The organism is Streptomyces sp. NPDC058008 (assembly GCF_042886395.1).
Classification (GTDB): Bacteria; Actinomycetota; Actinomycetes; order Streptomycetales; family Streptomycetaceae; genus Streptomyces.
In genome coordinates this window covers 64117-87933 of record NZ_JBHVQX010000021.1, presented here as the reverse complement: position 1 = coordinate 87933, position 23817 = coordinate 64117, and the positions used below count along the sequence as shown (strand labels likewise).

Here is a 23817-nt window from a genome sequence, read left to right as displayed (position 1 = left end):
GACCTGGGTCACGTGGGCGGCGAAGTGTAGCAGAGGGTGGCGCATACCTTGTGAAGGGGCTCACGAGCATGCCCCCCGAGGGGGGTGGATACTCGATGGCATGAGCACCACGGAGCGTCCCAGGATCCTCGTTGTAGGCGGTGGGTACGTAGGCCTGTACGCAGCTCGTCGCATTCTGAAGAAGATGCGGTATGGAGAGGCGACCGTCACGGTCGTCGACCCGCGCTCGTACATGACGTACCAGCCCTTCCTCCCCGAAGCTGCTGCCGGCAGCATCTCGCCTCGGCATGTCGTCGTCCCGCTGCGGCGCGTACTGCCCAAGGCCGAGGTCCTCACCGGCCGAGTCACGACCATCGACCAGGACCGCAAGGTCGCCACGGTCGCGCCGCTCGTCGGCGAGGCCTACGAGCTGCCCTTCGACTACCTGGTCATCGCGATGGGCGCCGTCTCGCGCACCTTCCCGATCCCCGGCCTCGCCGAGCAGGGCATCGGCATGAAGGGCATCGAGGAGTCCATCGGGCTGCGCAACCACGTCCTGGAGCAGCTGGACAAGGCCGACTCCACGACCGACGAGGACGTCCGCCGCAAGGCGCTCACGTTCGTCTTCGTGGGCGGCGGCTTCGCCGGTGCGGAGACCATCGGTGAGGTCGAGGACATGGCCCGCGACGCGGCCAAGTACTACACGAGCGTGAAGCGCGAGGACATGCGCTTCATCCTGGTCGACGCCGCCGACAAGATCCTTCCCGAGGTCGGCCCGAAGCTGGGCGCGTACGGCAAGGAGCACCTGGAGAGCCGTGGTGTCGAGGTCTACCTCTCGACCTCCATGGACTCCTGCGTCGACGGCCACGTGGTCCTGAAGAACGGCCTCGAGGTCGACTCCAGCACCATCGTGTGGACGGCCGGCGTGAAGCCGAACCCGGCGCTGGCCCGCTTCGGCCTGCCGCTCGGCCCCCGCGGCCACGTGGACACCTCCGAGAAGCTCCAGGTGCAGGGCACCGACTACGTCTGGGCCGCGGGCGACAACGCCCAGGTCCCGGACATGGTCGGCCGCCGCGCGGGCAACCCCAACGCCTGGTGCCCGCCGAACGCCCAGCACGCGCTGCGTCAGGCGAAGGTCCTCGGCGACAACGTCATCTCCGGCATGCGGGGCTTCCCGCAGAAGGAGTACAGCCACGCCAACAAGGGTGCGGTCGCCGGTCTCGGCCTGCACAAGGGCGTCGCGATGATCGTCGTGGGCAAGGTGAAGATCAAGGTCAAGGGCCGTCTCGCCTGGTACATGCACCGTGGCTACCACGGCATGGCCATGCCGACCTGGAACCGCAAGATCCGGATCTTCGCCGACTGGACGCTGGCGATGTTCCTGAAGCGCGAGGTCGTCTCGCTCGGCGCCATGGAGACTCCGCGCGAGGAGTTCTACGAGGCCGCCAAGCCGAGCCCCCCGCCGGTCGCGGCCAAGGCCGACGGCGAGAAGGCCAAGGCCTCCTAGCGCCCGTACGTCACCGAAGGGGTCGTCCGCCATCCGTGGTGCGGGCGGCCCCTTCGGTGTGCCCCGCCGCCACCAACTAGGTGGTGAGTGCAGGTATTTTGCCGTTCCGTTGCCCTGGGGCGGGATGGCGGGGGCGCCGGGCGGCGTTGAGGCTGGTGTACCTCGCCGCGGCCCCGAGGTGTCGCGGCCCGGTTCGGGTGCGTATATGCGAATTTAGGCACATTCGGAAACACCACCACGGAGGTGTGCACCATGGCCGACGCCGCATCGCGGCTGACCGCTCTCGCCGAAGAGTTGCTGGGAGAGTCCCTGCCGGTCAGGATCCGGGCCTGGGACGGCAGCGAATCCGGGCCGCCGGACGCCCCCACCCTCGTACTGCGCCACCGCCGTGCCCTTCGCCGTCTCCTCTGGAAGCCGGGCGAGCTGGGCCTGGCCCGCGCCTGGGTGGCCGGCGAGATCGACGTCGACGGTGACCTGTACGCCGTACTGGACGCCCTGGCCTCGCTCCTCTGGGAACGCGGAGCCGACGCCAAGGACAGCGTCCACCCCGTCCGCGACCCGAAGGTGCGGGCGTTCGGCCGGGGCCTCGTGCGGCTGGCCGGTCCCTGGCCGCCGCCGCCCCCGCCCGCCGAGGAGATCCACCGCCGCACCGGCGCGCTCCACACCAGGCGCCGGGACAAGCAGGCCATCAGCCACCACTACGACGTGGGCAACGACTTCTACGCGATGGTCCTCGGCCCGTCCATGGTCTACTCCTGCGCCTACTGGCAGGAGGGCGCCGGCCTGGAGGACGCCCAGCGCGACAAGCTCGACCTCGTCTGCCGCAAGCTGGCCCTCCAGGAGGGCGACCGGCTGCTCGACGTGGGCTGCGGGTGGGGCTCCATGGCCATCCACGCCGCCCGCGAGTACGGCGCCCGGGTCACCGGGGTCACCCTCTCCACCGAACAGGCCGCCTTCGCCCGCAAGCGCATCGCCGAGGAGGGCCTCACCGACCGGATCGAGATCCGCGTCCAGGACTACCGGGACGTCAGGGACGGCCCGTACGACGCCATCTCCTCGATCGGGATGGCCGAGCACGTGGGCTCGGTCCGCTTCCGTGAGTACGCCGACGACCTCTACGCCCTGCTGAAGCCGGGCGGACGGCTGCTCAACCACCAGATCGCCCGCCGCCCCGAGAGGGACGAGTCGGCCTACCGTGTCGACGACTTCATCGACGCGTACGTCTTCCCCGACGGTGAACTGGCGCCGGTGGGCCGCACGGTGGCCACGCTGGAGGAGGCCGGCTTCGAGACCCGGGACGTCGAGGCGATCCGCGAGCACTACGCACTGACCCTGCGCCACTGGGTGGCCAATCTGGAGAAGCACTGGAAGAGAGCCGTACGGGCCACCTCGCCCGGGCGGGCCAGGGTGTGGCGGCTCTACATGGCCGCTTCCGCGCTCTCCTTCGAGCACAACAAGATCGGGGTCAACCAGATCCTCGCGGTGCGTCCGCGCGAGGGCGGCGCCGCGGGGATGCCGCTGCGGGCCCGCGACTGGACGGCGTCGGCGAGGAGCTGATCCGGGAAGCACGGAGGGCCGGTACCCGCGGGTGCGGGTACCGGCCCTTGATCCGTGCGCCTCGTCTACTCGGTCTTGATGGCCGTCAGCATGTTGAGCTTCGCGCCGCTGCGGGCCGGCCACAGCGCGGCCAGCACGCCCACCAGTCCCGCCAGCGCCAGGAAGACCGCGATCCGGTCCCACGGGATGACCAGGGCGTAGCCCGGGATGTCCGCGGACAGGCTCTTGCCGATCGCCCATCCCAGGAACGTACCGAGGGCGACCCCGACCACCGCTCCGAAGAGCGAGATGACGACGGCCTCCAGCCGGATCATGCGCTTGACCCTGCGCCGGTCCAGGCCGATCGCCCGCAGCATGCCGATCTCCTGCTGGCGTTCGAAGACGGACATGGCCAGCGTGTTGACGACACCGAGGACGGCGATCACCAGGGCCATCGCGAGCAGGGCGTACATGATGTTCAGCGCGGTGTTGATGAACCCGCCGAACATGTCCCGGATGCCCTGGCGGTCCACGATGCTCATCGCCGGGTTGTCGCCGAGCGCGTCGACCACGGCCTTCTCGTTGGCGTCGCTCTGGCCGCCCTCCATGGCCAGCCAGACCTCGCGGATGTCGGCGGCGCTCTCGTGCGGGGCGACGACGGTCTCGGAGATCAGGACCGGGGAGAGGAACTCGTTGCCCTCGTAGAGCGCACCGACCTTCAGGGTCTCCTTCTTCTCGTCCTGGAAGGACACGGGGACGCTGTCACCGGTCTTCCAGCCGTTGGACCGCGCGGTCTTGCTGTCGACGGCGATCTCGCCGTCCTTCAGCGAGGACAGGGAGCCGGAGACCGTCTTCAGGTCGAAGACCTTCTCGACGTCGCCCGGGGTGACCCCGGAGGCCGGGACCCCCTTCTCGTCCTTGCCGACGAGGAGCCAGACGGACCGCTGGGGGGAGGCCGCCGCGACCCCGTCGGCCTTGCGCAGGGCGGTGAGGGCCGACTCGTCGAGCGAGTCCCCGCTGGCCATCGAGACCATGTAGTCGGCCCGGATGTTGTCCGTCGTCATCTTGTCGATGGCCTGGCCGAGCGTGACGCCGAGCACCGAGATGCCGGTGACCAGGGTGAGGCCGATCGCCAGCGCGGAGGCGGTGGCCCCGGTGCGGCGCGGGTTGCGGACCGCGTTCTGCGAGGCCAGCTTGCCGGAGACCCCGAAGAGCTTCCCCAGCAGCGGACGCACCAGCGCGATCACCGGACGGGACAGCAGCGGGATGAGGACGATGACACCGGTGAGGGCGAAGAAGGCCCCGCCGCCGAGGAGCCAGCGGCCGTTCTCGTCACCCTGGGCCGCACCGGCCACGATCAGGGCGGAACCGATGAGGGTGAGCACCGCGCCGAAGGAGTTCCGCAGGACCAGCGACTTGGTGGTGGCCACCGCGTGGACGCTGCTCATCGCCGCGACCGGCGGGATCTTGGCGGCCCTGCGGGCGGGCAGCCAGGCGGCGAACACGGTGATCAGCACGCCGACGGCGAACGCCGAGCCGACCGCGGTGGGGGAGACGACCAGCGGGCCGGCCGGGATCTTCCCGCCGAACATGCCCATCGCGGAACGCAGTCCCACCGCGAGGCCCACGCCGAGGGCGAAGCCGATCACGGAGGCGACCGTACCGACCACGCCGGCTTCGAGCAGGATGGCCCGCTTGACCTGCCGGCGGGAGGCGCCGACCGCGCGCATCAGGGCGAGTTCCTTGGTGCGCTGGGCGATCAGCATGGTGAAGGTGTTGGCGATCAGGAACACGCCGACGAAGAGCGCGATGGCCGCGAAGGCCAGCAGCATCGCGTTGAGGCTCTTGAGGCCGGACTCGGTCATCCTGGCCTCCTCGTCCGCGAGCTCCGCGCCCGTCCTGGCCTCGGCGGTCTCGGGGATGAGGGGCTTCACCGCGTCCAGGAGCTTCTGGTCGGACGTACCCGCCGTGGCGGCCACGGTGACGTCGCTGAACTCGCCGGGCCGCAGGTACAGCTGCTGGGCGACCTCGGTGTCGAAGAGCACCAGGCTGCCGCCGGCGTTCACCGCGCCGTCCTCGGTGGTGAAGATCCCGGAGAGGGTGTACTCCTTCACCGGACCGTTCGTGGCGACCCGCACCGGCTTGCCCACGCGGTACGCGCCCTTGGCGGCGGTCTCCTTGTCGAGGGCGACCTGGCCGGGCCGCACCGGCCCCGTGCCCTCGGTGAACGTGTACTGGGAGTCCTTGCCGCCGGCCCCGGGGGAGAAGTTGGAGCCCGTGTTGGACCAGCCGTCCCCGATGAGCTTGCCGCCGGTGTCGGCGACGCCGGCGAACCCGGAGACGCGGCCGGTGGCCCCCGCCACGCCGTCGAGGTCCTGGATCTTCTTGAGCGTGGCCTCGTCGACGCCGGCGGCCTCGTCGTCGCCGCGCTGGGCCCAGGTCTTGACGGAGACGGCCACGTCGTCGTAGCTCTTGGCCGACTGGTTGCGGAAGGCGTTGCCGAGGGTGTCGGTGAAGACGAGGGTGCCGGAGACGAACGCTACGCCGAGCATGACGGCGAGCACGGTCATCAGCAGCCTGGCCTTGTGCGCGAGCACATTGCGCAGGGCGGTACGGAACATGTCTGTGTGTCCTGGGATGGGTTCCGGAAGGGGGGAGGGGAGCGGCGGCGGTGCCGCGTCAGCTGGTGCGGCCCTTCGCGTCGAACGCCTTCATCCGGTCGAGGACCCCGTCGGCGGTGGGGTTCAGCATCTGGTCGACGACCGCGCCGTCCGCGAGGAAGACCACGCGGTCCGCGTAGGAGGCGGCCACCGGGTCGTGGGTCACCATCACCACGGTCTGGCCGAGCTCGCGCACCGAGTTGCGCAGGAAGCCGAGGACCTCGGCGCCGGAGCGGGAGTCGAGGTTGCCGGTGGGCTCGTCACCGAAGATGATCTCCGGCTGCGAGGCGAGGGCGCGGGCCACCGCGACGCGCTGCTGCTGGCCGCCGGAGAGCTCCGTGGGGCGGTGCTTCAGCCGCTCCGAGAGGCCCACCATGTCGATGACCTTCTGCAGCCAGGCGGCATCGGGCTTGCGCCCGGCGATGTCCATCGGCAGCGTGATGTTCTCCAGCGCGGTCAGCGTGGGGAGCAGGTTGAAGGCCTGGAAGATGAAGCCGATCTTGTCCCGGCGCAGCTGGGTGAGCTGCTTGTCCTTCAGCGTCCCCAGTTCGGTCTCGCCGATGCGCACGGAGCCGCTGCTGAAGCTGTCGAGGCCGGCCACGCAGTGCATCAGCGTGGACTTGCCGGAACCCGACGGGCCCATGATCGCGGTGAACTCGCCCTGCGGGAAGTCCACGGTCACCCGGTCGAGGGCGACGACCTGGGTCTCACCCTGGCCGTAGACCTTCGACAGCTCCGTGGCGCGGGCGGCGACCGCGGTGGTGCGGTGGACGGTGGTGGTGGTCACAGGGGTACTCCAGGTTCGGACGAGAGGTTCGCGGGGACCCCTTCATCCTCGCCTCCGTACCCGTGCCGGGTCGTCAGTCCTCGTACCCGTTCCCGGGGCCCTCTTGAGTCGCACCCGCCGGGCCTCGGCGTACACCTGAGGTAGGAGACCGACCCTGAGTGCCCCGGTCCCCTCAGCGGGGCGGGGCGGTGGACCCGCGGGGCACCAGGCGGGCCGCCGCGTCCTCGAACCCCGGGGCCGAGCCGTCGGCGACCATCGTCAGCAGGGTGCGGGCCGCATGGGTGCCGTAGGCGGGGATGTCCCTGCTCAGGGCGGTCAGCGGAGGGCGTACGACACGGGAGAGCTGGGAGTCGTCCCAGGCGACGAGCGAGAGGTCGGCCGGCACGTCCAGCCCCATCTCCTGGGCGACCGAAAGTCCGGCGACGGCCATGATGTCGTTGTCGTACAGGACGGCGGTGGGCCGGGGGGCGGAGCCGATCAGCCGCCGGGTGGCGTGCGCGCCCTCCTCGCCGGAGTAGTCGGTGTGCACCACCACCGGTTCGTCCAGTCCGAGTTCCGCGCTGATCTCGCGCTGAGCGCTGTCGCGCAGCCGGGTGTGGGCCAGTTCGGGCAGTCCGGCCACCCGGGCGACGGAGCGGTGTCCGAGGGCGGACAGGTACGTCAGGGTGTCCCGCAGGGCCGCGGAGTCGTCCGACCACACGGGGGTGAGGGTCCCGGCCGCCGAGGGATCGCCGATGACGACGGCCGGCATGCCCAGCTCGGCGACGCCCCCGATCCTCGGATCGGGGGAGCGCACATCGGCGAGGAACACCCCGTCCACCCGGCCCTCGCCCCACCAGCGGCGGTACATCTCCAGTTCCTGCGCGGGGTCGGCGACGACCTGGAGGAGCAGGGCGCAGCCCCGGGCGGAGAGCTCGGTCTCGATCCCGCTGATCAGCTCCATGAAGAACGGCTCCACGCCGAGCATCCTGGCCGGGCGGGACAGCGCCAGGCCCACGGTGTCGGCCCGTGCGCGGGTGAGGGCGCGGGCCGCGCTGTTGGGGCGCCAGCCGATCTCCTGCGCGATGGCCTTGATGGAGGCGCGGGTCGCGGGGGAGACGCCCGGGCGGTCGTTCAGGGCGTACGACACCGCGACCTTCGATACCCCGGCGCGGCGTGCGATGTCGGCGATCGTGGGGCGGTGCTTGGACATGGGACCTCGCTTAACCGGTTCGTGTTCAGCACGCATCCTAGCCGCAGGTCCCTGACCTCCGTCTTCCCGTCGGCGGTCCAGACCTCTCTGAAAGTCCCTGAAACAAGAGGGATGGGAGCGCTCCCGCACCCTTGACACTCCTCCGGGGCCCCCATACCTTCACGGGCACTTACCCGGTTCAGTAACTCCGCTCGGCAGGGACGGCGGGGGGAAGAGGAGGGGCTATGGGTACGCGTACCCGGATGCGGGTCGCCACCGCGCTCGCCGTGTTCACACTCGCCGCGACCGCGTGCACGGGAGGCGGATCGGGTGCGGGCGGCACGGGTGGCCCGGCCGGCAAGGGCGGCTCGCTGCCGCGCGGCGAGACGCTCTACACGACCGGCACCCAGTGGGGGCCCCCGGCCAACTACAACCCGCTGCGCAACTGGGACCACGCGACCGGCACCAAGGGGCTGGTCTACGAGACCCTGTTCCACTTCGACCCCCAGGAGGGCAGGCTGACGCCCTGGCTCGCCGAGTCGGGCGGCTGGACCGGGGACAAGACGTACGAGGTGAAGCTGCGCCAGGGCATCACCTGGGCCGACGGCGAGCCGCTGACCGCGAAGGACGTGGCGTACTCCTACGGCCTCGGCAAGATCGAGGCCTCCGCCTTCCACTCGCTGTGGAGCTGGCTGTCCGGCGCGGAGGCCGTGGACGGCACCACGGTCCGCTTCACCTTCAAGGAGGCCCGCTACCAGGAGTGGGACTACACCCTCTACGGCCAGCCGGTCGTCCCCGAGCACGTCTGGGGCTCCCGCACCGAGGAGGACATCCTCAACGGCGTCAACGACAAGCCGGTCGGCACCGGCGCGTACCGGCTGAAGAGCAAGACCCAGGACCGGGTCGTGTGGGAGCGGCGCGACGACTGGTGGGGCACGAAGGCGCTGGACATGACCCCGGCCCCCCGCTACATCGTCGACGTCTCCAACCCGAGCAACGAGGTGGTCATCGGGCAGCTCGGCCAGGGCCAGCTCGACCTCAGCAACAACTTCCTGCCCGGCGCGTCCTCACTGGTCAAGAGCAAGAAGGTCGTGTCTTACTACGACAAGGCCCCCTACATGCTGTCCGCCAACACCGCCTGGCTGGTGCCCAACACCACGAAGAAGCCGATGGACGACGCCGCCTTCCGCCGGGCGCTCGCCGCGTCCGTCGACACCGGAAAGATCGTCAAGGGGGTGTACGGCGACCTGGTGAAGCCCGCCTCCCCGACCGGACTGCTGCCCCAGTGGGAGCAGTACGAGGACAAGGCCCTCATCGCCGGGAAGGGCTTCACGCACGACGCCGCCGCGGCGAGGAAGGAGCTCGCGGACGCCGGGTACGAGGACGCGGACGGTGACGGCTTCGTCGAGAACAAGGACGGCTCCGCCCTCGGCCTGAAGCTGGCCGTGCCCTCGGGCTGGACCGACTGGATGGAGGCCGCCAAGGTCATCGCCGCCGGGGCCAAGGACGCGGGCATCAGGATCACCACCGAGTTCCCCGACCAGAACGCCCTCAACGAGCAGCGCGGCAAGGGTGACTTCGACCTCGTCATCAACAACGAGCGCCAGCTCTCCAACACGCCCTGGACGTACTACGACTACATCTTCCAGCTGCCGGTCCAGAAGCAGCAGAACACGGTGAACTTCGGGCGGTACGAGAACCCGGAGGCCTGGAAGCTGGTGCAGGAGCTCGGCGGGGTGAAGACCGACGACACGGCGGGCATGAAGGCCGCCGTCTCGAAGATCCAGGACATCCAGCTGACCGAGATGCCCATCATCCCGCTCTGGTACAACGGCCTCTGGTCGCAGTCCACCACGGGCACCTGGAAGAACTGGCCGTCGGACGCCGCCGGAGCTCCGAAGACGGCACCGGCCCTGTGGCGCAACTGGCTGGAGATGGGCGGCTTCGAGACGCTCACCCAGCTGAAGCCCGCCACGTGACGCCGCCGACTCCATGACCGCCCCGCCGTGCGCGCGCCACCTGACCGCGTGCGTACGGCGGGGCTCTCCACCAGGGGAGCACCCTTGCGCCGCTACTTCGCCCGCAAACTTCTCGTCTACGGACTGACCTTCGTCGTCGCCGTCACCGTCAACTGGATGATCCCGCGCTTCATGCCCGGTGACCCGGTCTCCGCCATGGTCGCCCGTGCCCGCGTCTCGCAGCCGGAGGCGGCCGAGGCGATGCGCACCTACTACAACAACCTGTTCGGCTTCGACGAACCCCTCTGGCAGCAGTACCTGCACTTCTGGGGCGCGCTGCTCCGGGGCGACTTCGGGATCTCCGTCTTCGTCTTCCCGACGCCCGTCGGCGACGTCCTGCTCGACGCGCTGCCGTACACCCTCGGCCTGATGATCCCGGCCGTCCTGCTCAGCTGGTTCGCGGGCAACTGGATCGGCGCGCTGTCCGCCCGCCGCAAGGTCCTCGACAACACCGTGCTGCCGGCCGGGTACCTGCTGACCGCCATGCCGTACATGTGGATCGCCGTCATCCTCGCCTGGGCACTGGGGGCCAAGGCCGGCTGGTTCCCCCTGTCCGGCGGCTACAGCCTGGACATCCAGCCCGGCTGGAGCGCCGGTTTCGCGCTGGACGTCCTGCACCACTGGGTGCTGCCGTTCCTCTCGCTGTTCCTCGTCGCGCTCGGCGGCTGGGCCATCGGCATGCGCAACATGATCATCTACGAGCTGGAGTCCGACTACGCGTCGTACCTGTCGGCCCTCGGCGCACCCCAGCGGCTCATCCGCCGCTACGCCTTCCGCAACGCCGTCCTGCCCCAGATCACCGGACTGGCGCTCCAGCTGGGCGTGCTGGTCGCCGGAGCGCTCGTCACCGAGATCGTCTTCGCCTACCCGGGGCTCGGCTCACTGATCCTGGCCGCGATCCAGAACCAGGACTTCTTCCTGCTCCAGGGCGCGTTCCTGTTCATCGTCATCGGCGTACTGATCGCCAACTTCCTCATCGACATCGTGTACGTCGTCGTCGACCCCCGCACCCGTACGGGCATGGCAGGAGGCACGTCATGAGCACACTGCCCGACCCGGCCCCCGAGGCGCCCTCCGCCGGGCCGCCCCCGGCGGGGCCCGGCCGCGAGTCGCTGCACTACGCGGTGCGCAACCCCAAGCTGATCATCGGCGTGAGCCTGGTCGCCGTCCTGCTCGCGACCGGCCTCCTCGGACCGCTGCTGCTCGACAACGGCAACCCGAACGAGTACGTCGGCCCGCAGGCGGCCCCGCCGGACGGCACCTACTGGATGGGCACCACCACCTTCGGCCAGGACGTGTACGCGCAGTTCGTGCACGGGCTGCGCGCCACCTTCCTGGTCGGCGTCGTCGGCGGGGCCATCGCCGCCGTCATCGCCATGGTCGTCGGCTTCCTCGCCGGCTACCGGGGCGGAGTCACCGACGAGATCCTCAACATGCTCACCAACGTCGTCCTGGTGATCCCCGCGCTCGCCGTCCTGCTGATCATCAACGCCTACCTGGGGGTGCGCAGCGTCGCCGTGCAGGGCCTGTTCATCGGCCTGACCTCGTGGCCCTGGGCGGCGCGTGCGATCCGGGCGCAGACCTTCTCGCTGCGCACCCGGGAGTTCGTGGACCTGGCCCGGCTCAGCGGGAGCGGCACCTGGCGGATCGTCTTCCGCGAGATCGCGCCCAACATGAGCTCGTACCTCTTCATGACGTTCATCCTGCTCTTCGGCGGGTCCATCCTCATCGCGTCCTCGCTGGACTTCATCGGGCTCGGCCCGACGGAGGGCGTCTCGCTCGGCCTGATGCTCCAGAGCGCCCAGCAGTGGAGCGCGCTCCAGCTCGGCATGTGGTGGTGGTTCCTCCCGCCGGGTGCCGGGATCACCGCGATCGTCGGCGCGCTCTACGTCGCCAACGTGGGCCTCGACGAGGTCTTCAACCCGAAGCTGAGGGAGTCCTGAGCACATGACCCTGACCGTCAACGACCTGCGGGTCCACTACCGCACGCTGCGTGGCGAGGTCCGGGCCCTGGACGGCGTCGGCTTCGACCTCGCGGACGGCGAGATCCTGGGCCTGGCGGGTGAGTCCGGCTGCGGCAAGACGACCCTGGGCAAGTCCCTCATCCGGCTCGACGGCCGGATGCGGCACGTCGGGGGCACCGTGACGCTGGACGGCGACGAACTGCCGCTGTCCGACGACCGCGCGATGAACGCCTACCGCTTCCACCGGATCTCGCTCGTCCCCCAGTACTCGATGAGCGCGCTCAACCCGACCCGCCGCATCGGCCGCATGATCCGCGAACTCCTCGCCTCGCGGGGCGTCACCGTGGACACCGGGGAACTGCGCCGCCGGCTCGCGCTGGTCGGACTGGAGCCCGACGTCCTGGACCGCTATCCGATCGAACTGTCCGGCGGCATGAAGCAGCGCGCCGTCATGGTGATCTCCACGCTGCTCGACCCCTCCGTGCTCGTCGCCGACGAGGTCACCTCGGCCCTGGACGTGTCCAACCAGCAGGCCGTCGTCGGCGCCCTCACCGGGCTCCGGGACGAGGGCCTGGTCACCAGCATGATCTTCGTGACCCACGACCTCGGGCTGACCTCGCACATCGCCGACTCGATCATGGTGATGTACGCGGGCAGGCTCGCCGAGAAGGCCCCCACGAAGGTGCTCACGGCCGAGCCCCGCCACCCCTACACGAAGATGCTGATCGGCTCCCTGCCCCAGGTGGGCGCCCGCTACAAGGACAAGCCGCTCAGCGGCATCGAGGGCTCCCCGCCCTCCCTGCTGGACCCGCCGGCCGGCTGCCGCTTCCGCGCCCGCTGCCCGCTCGCCGACAGCGGCTGCGCCGAGGAGCCGCCGGTCGTCGAGGTCGCCCCCCGCCACACCGTCGCATGCTGGAAGGCGGCCTGATGCTGACCCTCGACCGCGTCACCAAGACCTTCCGGGCCGGCGCCTTCGGCGGCGGCTCCGTCACCGCCGTGGACGAGGTGTCCTTCGAGGCGGCGCCCGGTGAACTCGTCTCGCTCATCGGCGAGAGCGGCAGCGGCAAGTCCACCATCGGCCGCATGGTCCTGGGACTCACCCGGGCCAGCTCGGGCAGCCTCACCCTGGACGGCGAACAGGTCCGTCCCGGCAAGGACTTCTACCGCCGGGTCCAGGGCGTCTTCCAGGACCCCTTCAGCTGCTACAACCCCGTCTTCAAGGCCGACCGCGTCTTCGCCCTCGTACGCCAGGCCTACCATCCGGGCGTCTCCGGCACGGAGTGGGCCGACCGGGTGGAGAAGGCGGTACGGGACGTGCGCCTGGACCCCGGGCAGGTCCTCGGCCGCTATCCGCACCAGCTCAGCGGCGGGCAGTTGCAGCGCCTCCTGATCGCCCGCGCCCTCCTGCTCGACCCGCGCTTCCTGGTCGCCGACGAGATCACCAGCATGCTCGACGCCTCCACCCGCATCGACGTGCTCAACCTCCTCGCCGGCCTCAAGGAACGCGGCCTCGGCGTCCTCTACATCACCCACGACCTCTCGCTCGGCACCTACCTCGCCGAGCGGACGGTGGTGCTGCGCAAGGGCCGGGTCGTCGAACGCGGCGACACCCGGACGGTCTTCGGCAACCCGCTCCACCCCTACACCCGTACGCTCCTGGCCGCGGTGCCCCGGCTGAACCGGCCCTGGACGTCCGCCGTACCCGTGGAGGCCTGCGCCTTCCACGAGGCGGGCGCGCCCGGCAGCGGCCTCCACGAGGCCGAGCCGGACCACTTCGTCGCCTGCGCCGGACTCCCCGACTGCGGAAGGACCTCCGCGTGACTCCCCACCACCTGCCCCTGCACGACGGCTGGACGCTGCGCGCCGACGGCGCCGTACCGGTGGCACTGCCCGCGGACGGCGTCCCGGCGACCGTCCCCGGCTGCGTCCACACCGACCTGCTGGCCGCCGGGCTCATCGACGACCCCTACCTCGACGACAACGAGAACCGGCTCGGCTGGATCGGCCGCACCGACTGGACCTACAGCACCTCCTTCACCTGGGCGGACGACGGGCACGACTTCACCGACCTGTGCTTCGACGGCCTCGACACCGTCGCCACCGTCCTGCTCAACGGGACGGAGACCGGCACCACCGCCAACCAGCACCGCGGCTACCGCTTCCCGGTCCGTCCGCTGCTGCGCGAGGGCCTCAACACCCTCACCGTGCGCTTCACCGCCCCCTACACCTACGCCGAGGCGCTGCGCGACGAGCTCGGCGACCGGCCCGGCGCCTACACCGAGCCGTACGCCTTCATCCGCAAGATGGCCTGCAACTTCGGCTGGGACTGGGGCCCGACCCTGGTCACCTCCGGCATCTGGCGGCCGGTCGCCCTGGAGTCCTGGTCCGGTCCGCGCATCGCCCGGGCGAAGGTCCTCGCCGACCTCGACGGCGACGGGGTGCCGCGCCTCTCGCTCACCCTCGACGTCGACCGGGCGGGCGACGGCCCCCTGGAGGCCTCGGTCGAAGTGGCCGGGGAACGGGCCGACTTCACCGTCCCGGCGGGCGAGGACCGCGCCGCCGTCACCCTCGCCGTCCCCGGCGCGGCGCGCTGGTGGCCGCACAGCCACGGCGAGCAGCCGCTCCACGACGTCACCGTCCGCCTCGGCGACGACGCGTGGAACGGCAGGACGGGCTTCCGGAGCGCCGGACTGGAGCGCGAGGCCTTCCGCCTCCTGGTCAACGGCGAGCCCGTCTTCGTCCGCGGGGTGAACTGGATCCCCGACGACTGCTTCCCGGCACGGATCACCCGGCAGCGGATCTCCGACCGCCTCGACCAGGCGGTCGCCGCGGGCGTCAACCTGGTCCGGGTGTGGGGCGGCGGCCTCTACGAGAGCGACGACTTCTACGAACTGGCCGACGAGAAGGGGCTGCTGGTCTGGCAGGACTTCCCCTTCGCCTGCGCCGCCTACCCGGAGGAGCAGCCGCTGTACGACGAGGTGGCCGCGGAGGTCCGCGAGAACCTGGTGCGGCTCGCCCCGCACCCCTCGCTGGTGCTGTGGTGCGGCAACAACGAGAACCTGGAGGGCCACGCCGACTGGGGCTGGCAGGAGAAGCTGGAGGGCCGCACCTGGGGACACGGCTACTACCACGAGCTGCTGCCCGCCCTGTGCGCCGAGACCGACCCCTCCCGCCCGTACTGGCCGGGGTCGCCCTACTCGGGCTCCCCGGAGCTGCCGCCGAACGACCCCGCCCTCGGCACGGTCCACCTCTGGGAGGTGTGGAACCGGGTGGACTACCGCCACTACGCCGACACCGCCCACCGCTTCGTGGCGGAGTTCGGCTTCCAGGGCCCGCCCGCGTACGCCACCCTGCGCCGCGCCGTCAGCGGCCCGCTGGACCCGGGCGCCCCGCTGCTCGCCCATCACCAGAAGGCCGAGGACGGTGACGCGAAGCTGCTGCGCGGGCTGGGGGACCACCTGCCGCGCCCCGCGTCCTTCGACGACTGGCACTGGCTCACCCAGCTGAACCAGGCCCGCGCGGTCGCCTTCGGCATCCGGCACTTCCGCTCGAACAGCCCGTACTGCTCGGGGTCGGTCGTGTGGCAGCTCAACGACTGCTGGCCGGTCGTCTCCTGGGCGGCGGTGGACGGCGACGGCCGCCGCAAACCGCTCTGGTACGCCCTGCGTTCGGTCTACGCGGACCGGCTGATCGCCCTGCGGGACGGCGCCCTGCACCTGGTCAACGACTCGGCGCTGCCCTGGGAGGGCGTGCTGCGGCTGACCCGGCGCTCCCTGGACGGGACCGTCCTGGCCGAGGAGACGGCCGAGGTGGACACGGCGGCCCGCGGGGTCACCCGGGTGCCCCTGCCGGCCTCGGTCGCCGAGCCCGGCGACGCCACCCGCGAGGTGCTGGTGGCCGAGCTGGGCGGAGTGCGGACGGTCGAGTTCTACGAGGAGGACACCCGCCTCGCCCTGGCGCCGGCCCGGTACGACGCGACCGTCACCCAGGGTGACGCATCGGGCATCGGCTACCGGGTCACGGTGACGGCGCGGACGCTGCTGCGCGAGGTCGCGCTCTTCCCCGACCGGCTGGATCCGGCGGCCGAGGTGGACGACATGCTCGTCACGCTGCTGCCCGGCGAGAGCGCCGTGTTCCACGTCACGGGGGCGGTGCTGAAGGACCCGGACGCGCTGCTGTCGCGGCCCGTCCTGCGGTGCGTCAACGACCTCGTCGAGGGGTGAGGTGGCGCGGCCCTGGCGAACGGTGGCGCGGCCCCTGGCGAATGCGCCGTACGGGTGCGGCGACTTTCCGTCATTCCCGTTTGCCAGGGTTCGTCCCCCATGCCCCGGCCGGGCTTGCGCTGAGAGGGAGGCGGGTGTCTGACGGACCCTCACACGATCAATAAAATAAGACAACATCGAGCTGCTGTTCCGCTGTTCGAGGGAGCCCCCGGATAGGGTCATGTGCCAAACGCGGAGCCGCGCGCCCACGCCCGGGTGGTGGAATGCAGACACGGCGAGCTTAAACCTCGCTGCCTCCTCGGGGGCGTGCCGGTTCGAGTCCGGCTCCGGGCACCACCCGCACCGTCGGTGGGGCCGGCCGGCCTCCCGCCGCTCCGGCCGCCCTCCGGACACCACGCCCCTGCCGCCGCCCCCGGCCTTCCCCGCGGGGGCGCGCCCGGCCGGCGTCACCCGGTCACCGAGCGTACGGACCCGCCCACTCCCGGGCACGGACGGACGCCCGCACGGCCGGCCCGTGCCGGACCTGCCGGCATACCCCGGTCCGCGCAGGTCATACCCCGAACCGGGACGTCAGGTGGATGGATCTTCTCTCAAAGATCCTCCTCTGGCACTAGGGTCATTGTTTTGCCTACCCATTACTCTTATGGGAAGGCCACGCACGGTGGCCATGGAGGAGTGAGATGAGGAGCAGCAACCCGGTCTTCTCGCGACGGGGGTTCAGCCGCGACAACGGCTACGCGGGCTTCAACGCGGCGCCGCAGGCCGGGGCCGCCGCAGCGGGTGCGAACCCGTACGCGCAGGGCGCCGCCGCCAACCCGTACGCCACGAACCCCTACGCCCAGCAGGACACCCAGTACGGCGCCCCGCAGGCGCCCGCGCGCTCCGGCGCGATGACGATCGACGACGTCGTCACGCGCACGGCCATGACGCTGGGCACCGTGGTGCTCACCGCCGCGCTCTCCTGGGCCCTGCTGCCGGTCGACGAGGCCAATCTCGGCAAGTCGTACGGCATCGGCATCGGCGCCGCCCTGGTGGCGTTCGTCTTCGCGATGATCCAGTCGTTCAAGCGCAAGGCTTCGCCCGCGCTGATCCTGGCCTACGCGGCCTTCGAGGGTGTCTTCCTCGGAGTGATCTCCAGCACGGTCAGCACCTACATCAGCCCCGGCACGGTGATGCAGGCGGTGCTGGGCACCATGTGTGTCTTCGCCGGTGTCCTCGTCGCGTACAAGATGCGCTGGATCCGCGTCACCCGCCGTTTCTACGGCTTCGTGACGGCAGCGGCCATCGGCTTCGTGCTCCTGATGATGGTCAACATGCTGTTCTCCGTCTTCGGCGGCGGTGACGGCCTCGGCTTCCGCAGCGGCGGCCTCGGCATCCTCTTCGGAGTCATCGGCATCATCCTCGGTGCCTGCTTCCTGGCCCTGGACTTCAAGCAGGTCGAGGACGGCATCAACTTCGGCGCACCGCGCGAGGAGTCCTGGCTGGCGGCCTTCGGCCTCACCCTGACCCTGGTGTGGATCTACCTGGAGATGCTGCGTCTGCTCTCCATCCTCAACGGGGACGACTGACCCCGTAGGCGCGACAGCACACGGAACGGCCCGCAGGCACAGCGCCTGCGGGCCGTTCCGTGTGCTGTCGCGGTGGTGCGCTCCGTTGGGATCCCGCGCGGCCCGCCGCTGCCGCGGGGCAAGGGGGGTCCTTCGGCGGGGTGCGCGTTGGCAGCCGTGCGGTGCGGGCGCGTAAGGTCGCGGCGTGCTCGATACGACCCCGCTGATCACCGCCGTGGACCGGTTCGCCGACCGGCTGCGCAGTACCCCCCAGAGCCGTCTGCAGCACGGCGTGGCCGCCGAGGCGCTGGAGGCGGCCAGGGAGCTGTCCAGCCGTGCCCAGCGCGCGGAGGCGCCGGACCGGGAGCCGAGGATCATGCCCGACGCCGGGATATTCGCCGTCGGCGACCAGCTCGCGGTCGCGGGCCGGGACCTGGCCGCGGCACTGGAAACGGCCTCGTCCCAGGAGCTGGACGAGGCCGTGCGTCGTGTCGAGGAGGCGGCTGCGCGGGCGTTCGCACCCGGGCCGCGCTAGAACGAGGCGATGACGCGGTCGGCGAGGATGTAGACGTTCTCCTCGCCGCACGAGAAGGTCAGCGCGTAGGCGCCGGAGACCCCGGAGCCGCCCAGCAGCACCGGCTGCTCGCCGGAGCGCAGGGAGTCGGCGAGGCGCTCGGCGGTCTCCCGGTGGCCGGGGGTCATGCAGAGCGTGGTGCCGTCGGCGAAGACGTACACGTCGAGGGTCCCGAGGGGGCCGGGGCGCACGTCGGTGAGCTCGGTACCGGTGTCGGCGAGCCGCTCCAGCCGGTTCACGGTACGCTCATGGTCGGTGACCACGGGTGTCTGCACGGGGACGAAGTCCGGGTGCGAGGGGTGGCGGCGGCGGGCCGCGGCCAGCTCGGGGGAGTCCTCGGCGAACTCCGCGTACTCGGTGACCTCTGCGGCCCCGGGGACGTCGGTCAGCTCGGCCAGCTCGGCGAGTTCCTCCAGGGCCTCGGTGGCCTCCAGGTCCATCGCCTCCAGGCCGGCGAAGTCGGTCTGCCGGGGCATGAAGAACGGGGCGTCGTCGCCGAGTCCACCGAGCAGGGACGGGGCGTCGGCCGCGTCACGTGCCTCCTGGGCCGCCCAGAAGGCGCGCGCCTCGGCCAGCTCGCGCTCCCGCTCCTCGGCGAGCGCGTCGGCGACCGCCGCGCGTATCTCCTCGACGGGTGTGCCGGCGCTCCGGTTCTGCTGTTCGGGCACGGACGCCTGGAGGGCCCGTCCCTCCGCCAGCTCCGTGCGGAGGGCTGTCACCTGCTTGCGCAGCCCGTGAGCGGCGTGCAGAGCGGCGGCGCCGACGGCCGTGGCAGCGGCGGTGGTCAGCAACAGGGCAAACGGCATGGCGCTCACTGACATACTCCCGGTTTCAATCGACACCCCCGACTTCCTACATCAGCTTGTCCTGTACCGGTGCCCGCTGTCAGTGCATTACGTCACGAATTGGACAGGTCTTTCGGCCCGGTGTTTAGCCCCGAGTCCGGCGTGACCTGCGGAAACGACTCTCCCCCAGGGTGTAGATCACATCCTGGGGGAGATTCGGTCACGATCGGAGTTCGCGCCGGTTCGGGGTGGGCGCCGTGCGGCAGGGGCGGGGCCGGACCGGGTCCGGCCGACGGTGTCCCCGGCCGCTCCGGCCGCGGCTCAGCTCAGCCGCTCGATGACCATGGCCATGCCCTGGCCGCCGCCCACGCACATCGTCTCCAGGCCGAACTGCTTGTCGTGGAACTGCAGGCTGTTGATCAGCGTGCCGGTGATGCGGGCGCCGGTCATCCCGAAGGGGTGGCCCACCGCGATCGCGCCGCCGTTGACGTTGACCTTGTCCAGCGGCAGGCCGAGGTCCCGGTAGGACGGGATGACCTGGGCGGCGAACGCCTCGTTGATCTCGGCCAGGTCGATGTCGTCGATGGTCAGCCCGGCACGCCTGAGCGCCTGCTTGCTGGCCTCGACCGGGCCGTAGCCCATGATCTCGGGGGAGAGGCCGGAGACGCCGGTCGAGACGATGCGGGCCAGCGGGGTCAGGCCCAGCTCGCGCGCCTTGGTGTCGGACATGATCACGAGGGCGGCGGCGCCGTCGTTGAGCGGGCAGCAGTTGGCCGCGGTGACGAGGCCGTCGGGGCGGAACACCGGCTTCAGGCCCTGCACGCCCTCCAGGGTGACGCCCGCGCGGGGGCCGTCGTCCTTCGAGACGACCGTGCCGTCCGGCGTGGTCACCGGCGTGATCTCGCGCTCCCAGAAGCCGTTCTTGAGGGCCTCCTCGGCGAGGTTCTGCGAACGTACGCCGAACTCGTCCATGTCCTGGCGGGTGACGCCCTTGGTGCGGGCCAGGTTCTCGGCGGTCTGCCCCATCGCGATGTAGGCGTCCGGGACCAGGCCCTCCTCGCGCGGGTCGGTCCAGCTCGCGCCCTCCTGCTCGGCGCGGGCGGCGGTGCGGGCCTCGGCCTCGGCGAAGAGCGGGTTGTGCGTGTCCGGCAGGCTGTCGGAGTTGCCCTTCACGAAGCGGGACACCATCTCGACACCGGCGGAGATGAAGACGTCGCCCTCGCCGGCCTTGATGGCGTGCAGCGCCATGCGGCTGGTCTGGAGCGAGGACGAGCAGTAGCGGGTGACCGTACAGCCGGGGAGGTGGTCCATCCCCATCTGCACGGCGATGATCCGGCCCAGGTTGTTGCCCTGCTCGCCGCCGGGGAGGCCGCAGCCGAGCATCAGGTCGTCGATGTCCCGGGGGTCCAGCTCCGGGACCTTGGCCAGCGCCGTCCGGATGATGGTCGCGGTCAGGTCGTCCGCGCGCAGATCCTTGAGGGAACCCTTGAAGGCCCGGCCGATGGGCGAACGGGCGGCAGAGACGATCACGGCTTCGGACATCACGCGGCTCCATGAGGGCTGGAAGGCAGGAAGGCGGGGCTGCCTTGGAAGTTACCCGGACGTACAGCTGAGGTCACCCGACAGGTGATGTGATGCGGGCCTCTTTTCTAAGCAACCGCTCAGTCGCCCGCATTGTTCCCCCGCCGCGCGGGTGCCGCGCTCACGCCCGCCGCCAGATCGCCCCCGGACCGTGCCCGTGCGCCGGCCCGTCGTCCCCTTCCCGCGCCGCGCCGTCCTGCCCGGTCTCCTCCGGCGGCACCGGTTCCGTGTGCGCGGGCAGACGCCGGCGCCTGCGGTGCTTGAGCAGGGCCCAGGGCGCCCGCGCCGCCGTGACCTCGGTGCCCGCCTCCCGCGCGGCACGGGAGGCCGCCTTGGCGACCGGCAGCATGCCCTCGCGGCGTGAGCCGTCCAGATGATCGGACTCCGGCCACAGGCCGAGCGACGCGCACAGGGTCGGCAGCATGGCCATCGAGGCGGTCGCGTACCCCTCGGCCGAGGGGTGGTAGTTGTCGGGGCCGAACAGCTCCCGGGGGTTCGCCTCGAACTCGGGCCCGAGCAGGTCGCCCAGCGAGACCGTCCGCCCGCCCTGCTCCACCACCCCGATCGTCTGGGCCGCCGCCAGCTGCCGGCTGACCCGCCGGGCCAGCCACCGCAGGGGCTGGTAGACCGGCTCGATCGTGCCCAGGTCCGGGCAGGTGCCGACGACCACCTCCGCGCCGGCCGTGCGCAGCCTGCGTACGGCCGTGCTCAGGCAGCGCACCGACTGCGTGGCCGGCATCCGGTGGGTCACGTCGTTCGCGCCGATCATGATCGAGCAGACGTCCGGCACCCCCGACGGATCGGCCAGCACCAGGGACACCTGCCGCTCCAGGTCGTCCGACCGCGCCCCCGGCAGGGCCACGTTCCTGAAGTCCACCGGCCGCTCGGCCACCGCCGCCAGCCCCGACGCCAGCAGCGCGCCCGGGGTCTGGCCCGCCCTGCGCACCCCCTGGCCCGCCGCCGTCGAATCGCCCAGCAGGACGAAGCGCAGCGGATCCGCGGGCCCGGCGAACGCCACCCCGTACCGTCCGTCCGCGCTGGGCGGGACGGGCGCCTTCCCTCCGCCCACCTGCCGTTTCGCCAGCTGTACCTCGGCCAGTACCAGCCCCACCGTGGCCGCTCCGATCAGCCCGACGCTGCCACCCCCGTAGGCGGCACCCGCCGCGATCCGCCGTGCCACCCGCGCTCTCGACACAGTCCGGTCCACCTCCTTCGTGCCGTACAGCCGTACACAGCACTACCTGCCCCGTGGAGGGCGTAGCTCAATCTCGCAGTCCAATCTCCTGCCCGTACGCATACTCTTGGCTGACCATCACGGAGATCCCGGAGTACACGGTGCAATTCCACGATTCGATGATCAGTCTTGTCGGCAACACCCCGCTGGTCAGGCTGCGCAATGTGTCGGCAGGCATTCAGGCGACGGTCCTGGCCAAGGTCGAGTACTTCAACCCCGGCGGGTCGGTGAAGGACCGCATCGCGCTGCGCATGATCGAGGCGGCCGAGGAGAGCGGCGCACTGCTGCCGGGCGGCACGATCGTGGAGCCCACCAGCGGCAACACGGGCGTCGGCCTGGCCATCGTGGCCCAGCAGAAGGGCTACAAGTGCATCTTCGTCTGCCCGGACAAGGTGTCCACGGACAAGATCAACGTGCTGCGCGCGTACGGCGCCGAGGTCGTCGTCTGCCCGACGGCCGTCGACCCGGACCACCCGGACTCGTACTACAACGTCTCCGACCGCCTGGTCCGTGAGACGCCCGGGGCCTGGAAGCCCGACCAGTACTCCAACCCCGACAACCCGCGCTCGCACTACGAGACCACGGGCCCGGAGCTGTGGAAGCAGACGGAGGGGAGGATCACCCACTTCGTCGCGGGCGTCGGCACCGGAGGAACGATCAGCGGCACGGGCCGCTACCTCAAGGAGGTCAGCGACAACGCCGTGCGGGTCGTCGGCGCCGACCCGGAGGGTTCCGTCTACTCCGGCGGTTCCGGACGCCCCTACCTCGTCGAGGGGGTCGGTGAGGACTTCTGGCCGAGCGCCTACGACCGTACGGTCACGGACGAGATCGTGGCGGTCTCGGACAAGGACTCCTTCCAGATGACCCGCCGCCTGGCCAAGGAGGAGGGGCTGCTCGTCGGCGGTTCCTGCGGCATGGCGGTCGTCGCGGCCCTGGAGGTCGCCAAGCGCCTCGGCCCCGAGGACGTGGTGGTCGTCCTGCTGCCGGACAGCGGCCGCGGATACATGAGCAAGATCTTCAACGACGAGTGGATGGCCGACTACGGCTTCCTGGAGGACACCGGCCCGTCCGCCCGCGTCGGCGCCGTCCTCGACTTCAAGGAGGGCCCGCTCCCCTCCCTCGTCCACATGCACCCCGAGGAGACGGTCGGCGAGGCCATCGACGTACTGCGGGAGTACGGCGTCTCGCAGATGCCGATCGTGAAGCCCGGCGCCGGCCACCCTGACGTGATGGCCGCCGAGGTCATCGGCTCGGTCGTGGAGCGTCAGCTGCTGGACGCGCTCTTCACCCAGCGGGCCACGCTCTCCGACCCGCTGGAGAAGCACATGTCGTCCCCGCTGCCGCAGGTCGGCTCCGGTGAACCGGTCGAGGACCTGATGGCCGTGCTCAGCGGTACGGACGGTGCCGACGCGGCGATCGTCCTCGTCGAGGGCAAGCCCAAGGGCGTGGTGAGCAGGCAGGACCTGCTGGCCTTCCTGGCGAAGGGCGCCGCCCCGAAGCCGTGACCGCCGGTTCTCCGGGGTTCGCGAAAACGGTACGAGCGCGACACGTCGACGCAGCACCGGCTTAACACGGCTCCGGCAGAGTAAGGGGTGTCGGCAGGGAAACCCGCCGGCACCACATACGGCGACACGGACTACGGAGCGGCTCCCGGACCTCCACCGTCGCCAGGACGCGACACCCGGCCCTGACCCGGGTTCGCGTCCCTCGCGGGGACCGCCGTCGTCCCGCCCTCCGGGCAACCGGGGGTGCGGCGGTCCCCGCGATTATTCGTGTGCCCCGGCCCCCTCAGTCGTCCCACTCGGACGGGGTCCGCCGCCGCCCCCGGGCCCACGGCCCGGTCCGGGCGGCGTGCACGGCGTTCACACCGACGATTCCCAGCCAGGCCACGACGAGCCCCCCGGTTCCGGCCTGGGCGGCGCCGATCGCGCTCAGCGGGACGGCCAGGACCAGCGAGACGGCCCCGAAGGCGAAACGCTCCCCGAACGTCGCGGCCGGTGCCACGGGCCGGGCGCCCCGCGCCGCGGCCGTCCGCCGTTCGGCCGCCACCCGCCGCGCCCGCTGGTCCCGCGTACCGGCGATCCGGCTCTCGACCTTCTCCAGGAACGAGTCGACGAGCGCGGACTCGTATTCGGGGCCCAGCTCACGGCGGGCCTGCAAGGTGGCGTCGAGCTCTCGCCTGAGTTCGGGGTCACGGGCTTCCATGCGCCTCACGGTACGAACTCCGGGCGCCCCGGTCAGTGGGGCCAGC

The 23817-nt window shown here is 71.1% G+C and carries 18 protein-coding genes and 1 tRNA gene; 12 read left to right on the top strand and 7 right to left on the bottom strand.

From position 1 onward, the window contains the following. The first annotated feature begins 100 nt into the window (after positions 1 to 100). Together ACFVS9_RS22035 and ACFVS9_RS22030 are read left to right on the top strand one after the other, a co-directional pair. Positions 101 to 1486 carry an NAD(P)/FAD-dependent oxidoreductase gene (locus ACFVS9_RS22035; protein ID WP_383116120.1) on the top strand — a complete coding sequence of 462 codons (1386 nt, stop codon included), beginning with the start codon at positions 101 to 103 and terminating at the stop codon, positions 1484 to 1486. Positions 1487 to 1738: 252 nt separating this feature from the next. Beyond that, positions 1739 to 3043, top strand: a complete 1305-nt coding sequence (locus tag ACFVS9_RS22030) for a class I SAM-dependent methyltransferase (RefSeq protein ID WP_383116119.1) — start codon at positions 1739 to 1741, stop codon at positions 3041 to 3043. Positions 3044 to 3108: 65 nt separating this feature from the next. Here ACFVS9_RS22030 and ACFVS9_RS22025 read toward each other — a convergent pair whose 3' ends face one another. From ACFVS9_RS22025 to ACFVS9_RS22015, 3 genes are all read right to left on the bottom strand, one after another. Further along, complete coding sequence (locus ACFVS9_RS22025; RefSeq protein ID WP_389934682.1) at positions 3109 to 5643, bottom strand: ABC transporter permease; 2535 nt, start codon at positions 5641 to 5643, stop codon at positions 3109 to 3111. Between the two features lie 58 nt (positions 5644 to 5701). Beyond that, a complete protein-coding gene (locus ACFVS9_RS22020; RefSeq protein ID WP_015577481.1) occupies positions 5702 to 6469 on the bottom strand; it encodes an ABC transporter ATP-binding protein in 768 nt (255 codons plus the stop codon). 172 nt (positions 6470 to 6641) lie between these two features. Continuing rightward, positions 6642 to 7661: a LacI family DNA-binding transcriptional regulator gene (locus tag ACFVS9_RS22015; protein WP_383116117.1), complete on the bottom strand. Its 1020-nt coding sequence runs from the start codon at positions 7659 to 7661 to the stop codon at positions 6642 to 6644. A 224-nt stretch (positions 7662 to 7885) separates the two neighbouring features. On the opposite strand from ACFVS9_RS22015, the gene ACFVS9_RS22010 reads away from it, so the two are divergent. The 9 genes from ACFVS9_RS22010 (at position 7886) to ACFVS9_RS21970 (ending at position 17927) form a co-directional block, all read left to right on the top strand. Continuing rightward, entirely contained in the window at positions 7886 to 9619 is a 1734-nt protein-coding gene (locus ACFVS9_RS22010; RefSeq protein WP_383116116.1) for an ABC transporter substrate-binding protein, read from the top strand. 84 nt (positions 9620 to 9703) lie between these two features. Further along, entirely contained in the window at positions 9704 to 10699 is a 996-nt protein-coding gene (locus ACFVS9_RS22005) for an ABC transporter permease (protein ID WP_389934678.1), read from the top strand. Next, complete coding sequence (locus tag ACFVS9_RS22000) at positions 10696 to 11601, top strand: ABC transporter permease (RefSeq protein WP_389934676.1); 906 nt, start codon at positions 10696 to 10698, stop codon at positions 11599 to 11601. The genes ACFVS9_RS22005 and ACFVS9_RS22000 overlap by 4 nt, the downstream gene beginning before the upstream one ends. A gap of 4 nt (positions 11602 to 11605) precedes the next feature. After that, entirely contained in the window at positions 11606 to 12550 is a 945-nt protein-coding gene (locus ACFVS9_RS21995) for an ABC transporter ATP-binding protein (RefSeq protein ID WP_383116113.1), read from the top strand. After that, entirely contained in the window at positions 12550 to 13443 is an 894-nt protein-coding gene (locus ACFVS9_RS21990) for an ATP-binding cassette domain-containing protein (RefSeq protein ID WP_389934673.1), read from the top strand. The genes ACFVS9_RS21995 and ACFVS9_RS21990 overlap by 1 nt, the downstream gene beginning before the upstream one ends. Continuing rightward, on the top strand, positions 13440 to 15845 hold the full coding sequence (locus tag ACFVS9_RS21985) for a glycoside hydrolase family 2 protein (RefSeq protein ID WP_383116111.1): 2406 nt from the start codon (positions 13440 to 13442) through the stop codon (positions 15843 to 15845). The genes ACFVS9_RS21990 and ACFVS9_RS21985 overlap by 4 nt, the downstream gene beginning before the upstream one ends. 249 nt (positions 15846 to 16094) lie before the next feature. Beyond that, positions 16095 to 16181 (top strand) — tRNA-Leu (locus ACFVS9_RS21980). 344 nt (positions 16182 to 16525) lie between these two features. Next, the gene (locus ACFVS9_RS21975; RefSeq protein WP_383116110.1) at positions 16526 to 17413 is read left to right on the top strand and encodes a Bax inhibitor-1/YccA family protein; all 888 of its coding nucleotides are present in this window, start codon (positions 16526 to 16528) and stop codon (positions 17411 to 17413) included. A gap of 184 nt (positions 17414 to 17597) precedes the next feature. After that, the gene (locus ACFVS9_RS21970) at positions 17598 to 17927 is read left to right on the top strand and encodes a hypothetical protein (RefSeq protein WP_383116109.1); all 330 of its coding nucleotides are present in this window, start codon (positions 17598 to 17600) and stop codon (positions 17925 to 17927) included. On the opposite strand, the gene ACFVS9_RS21965 is transcribed toward ACFVS9_RS21970, so the two are convergent. The 3 genes from ACFVS9_RS21965 to ACFVS9_RS21955 form a co-directional block, all read right to left on the bottom strand. Beyond that, the gene (locus ACFVS9_RS21965) at positions 17924 to 18772 is read right to left on the bottom strand and encodes a hypothetical protein (RefSeq protein ID WP_383116108.1); all 849 of its coding nucleotides are present in this window, start codon (positions 18770 to 18772) and stop codon (positions 17924 to 17926) included. The genes ACFVS9_RS21970 and ACFVS9_RS21965 overlap by 4 nt on opposite strands. Positions 18773 to 19072: 300 nt before the next feature. Next, positions 19073 to 20293 (bottom strand): acetyl-CoA C-acetyltransferase, encoded by a 1221-nt coding sequence (locus ACFVS9_RS21960; RefSeq protein WP_383116107.1) that lies wholly within the window; start codon positions 20291 to 20293, stop codon positions 19073 to 19075. Positions 20294 to 20453: 160 nt separating this feature from the next. Continuing rightward, positions 20454 to 21512 (bottom strand): SGNH/GDSL hydrolase family protein, encoded by a 1059-nt coding sequence (locus tag ACFVS9_RS21955; protein WP_383116124.1) that lies wholly within the window; start codon positions 21510 to 21512, stop codon positions 20454 to 20456. 155 nt (positions 21513 to 21667) lie between these two features. Here ACFVS9_RS21955 and ACFVS9_RS21950 point away from each other — a divergent pair, with 155 nt between their 5' ends. Then, positions 21668 to 23071: a cystathionine beta-synthase gene (locus ACFVS9_RS21950; protein WP_383116106.1), complete on the top strand. Its 1404-nt coding sequence runs from the start codon at positions 21668 to 21670 to the stop codon at positions 23069 to 23071. Positions 23072 to 23354: 283 nt separating this feature from the next. On the opposite strand, the gene ACFVS9_RS21945 is transcribed toward ACFVS9_RS21950, so the two are convergent. After that, positions 23355 to 23771: a hypothetical protein gene (locus ACFVS9_RS21945; RefSeq protein WP_389934666.1), complete on the bottom strand. Its 417-nt coding sequence runs from the start codon at positions 23769 to 23771 to the stop codon at positions 23355 to 23357. Positions 23772 to 23817: the final 46 nt, after the last annotated feature.